Raw genomic sequence first — 1,867 nt, forward strand, 5'->3', positions numbered from 1 at the left:
CCCGGGAGTGTCTGACGTCGTGAAGAGCAGGGATCATGAGGACTCTTCTTTTTTGGCAGCATTTCTGCCGCTGGGGGCCCGCGATGAAGGTCCAGAGCAGTGTAACATTTTTTGTGAGGGGCCCCCCTCTGGACTGTTGTTGTTTGCTGCAAAGCAACCGGAAATAGTGTGAGGAGTGACTCTGTTCTTTAACTGCATTGCTGCAATCAGCGCCATACATTAACAGAAAGAGCCTGTGCGGTTATAATCTGCATCTCTATGACCTGATTCACCGGATAAGCAACAGCAATGTAAAAGTGTTATGATAAAACTGGTTCCGAAGCATTTTCGTCTTCTTTCCCTGATGCAGGAAAGAAAATCGGTACCGGCAGACATAATGCCTGCCGTAATGGCGACGCTGGTAAGACTGCGCCTGGCCGAATTTTTTTGCGGCGAAGAATGGCGAAGGGTCAGTGAGCGCTACCGCCTGACGGCGAGGGGAGAAAAGGTTCTCATGGCGTATGATGCCAGGATTAAGCGGGACCAGCAACGCAGCAAATGTCAGGGAAGCAGCAGGCGGTGCGAGAAAAAAACTGAGTCTGACATGAAGAAATTTGGCAGCAATTAAGCCAGTTTACGTCAGCAGGTCGTACTTTGTTCCGGACTGCACACATTCTCCCACGTAAATAACTTTTTTATAAAAATCGTTTTTCTTTTCATTTTTCCTGAGCAGAATAAGTCACTATCTCTGAACCCTTAGAGAGCCGTGTGCTACCACGCTTATTGCAGCAGTGTTTTTCTGCATTGATTTAAAGCCTATACGCTCCAGCTGATATGTAGCAGGATATTCATCTGAGTCGCCCCCACAAATAACAGTCAGTAAAGTCTGCAGATAAGGGGGCATAAGGCTTGACTAAGAATTCACACGAACTAAGCTTCTCCTGATTCTAATAACAATTGCAGTATGAAATCCGCATTGCTATGCCGCGCCCATCAGCGCGGTTTTTTTATGCTAATAATCACCTTCCTGACTGTTAAGACTCTAATCGTCAGGAGTGAAACAAATCATTAACTGTTTTTTTCATCTGTGTTACCGTCATCCTGCGATGATCCTTGTCGCGAATTTCTTTGCTTTTTTCCGCCCGACATACCTGGTCAGGTTGCGGGACTTTTTTATCATCTCCCTGAGTCAGTGCCCCTTTTTTTGCTTTTGCTGCCAGTTAACGGCGTAGCAAGTTGAGCCTGGACTTCAGTAGCCCGCAGAATCTGATCCAGCTCCCCTTGAAGCTGTTACTGGCTGTTATGTTGACGCGTTGCGCCATCAATGGCCATCAGCACGGTTGCCTGCATCCGCGCTTACCGGCTTAATACCGGCAACCTTATCATTGCCGAGCTTTAGGCGCCTGAAGAGGCATTGCGCAGCATGCACAGCCAGGGCATGTTGATGAGGTCATTGTGCATTCCCAGGCAGCCTTCCGTCAGCAGGCTAGCTCATTCCTGCGCGGCCGGTGTCAGCACTGACCACGCAGCTTCCAGCCCAGCCACTCGTCGAGTTCCGCTTCCGGCAGCGGCCGGGAATAGAAGAAGCCCTGCGCCTGGTCGCAGCCGTACTGCGTAAGTGCGGTAACCGTTTCTGCATCCTCCACCCCCTCTGCCAGCACCGTGTAGTCCAGCTCCTTCAGCATCGCGATGATACTGCGCGCGATGATGCGCGATGCGGTGTCTGACGATATTTCGCTGATAAGCGTGCGGTCCAGTTTGATGACGTCCAGCGGCATGCGCCGCAGGTAGCTGATGTTGCTGTATCCGGTACCGAAGTCGTCCAGCGAAATGCCAAAGCCCCTGAGCTTCAGCATCTCCAGCCCCTGCATCGCCGCCGGGCTTTCAA

Annotated in this window: 2 protein-coding genes; one reads left to right on the forward strand and one right to left on the reverse strand. The window is 50.9% G+C overall.

Features of this window, described 5'->3' with window-relative positions:
• Positions 1-301: 301 nt before the first annotated feature.
• The gene (locus PSSD_RS25805; RefSeq protein ID WP_058974215.1) at positions 302-607 is read left to right on the forward strand and encodes a hypothetical protein; all 306 of its coding nucleotides are present in this window, start codon (positions 302-304) and stop codon (positions 605-607) included.
• An 883-nt stretch (positions 608-1,490) separates the two neighbouring features.
• Here the strand turns inward: PSSD_RS25805 and PSSD_RS25810 are convergent.
• On the reverse strand, positions 1,491-1,867 hold a 377-nt coding region (locus PSSD_RS25810), incomplete at its 5' end, for an EAL domain-containing protein (protein WP_153011527.1).

Source organism: Type-D symbiont of Plautia stali (assembly GCF_001485335.1).
GTDB lineage: Bacteria > Pseudomonadota > Gammaproteobacteria > Enterobacterales > Enterobacteriaceae > Pantoea > Pantoea vagans_C.

What these genes read in the sequence shown, in the direction of transcription:
- PSSD_RS25805 (WP_058974215.1), top strand. Translation starts at nt 302, where the DNA reads ATGATAAAACTGGTTCCGAAGCATTTTCGTCTTCTTTCCCTGATGCAG.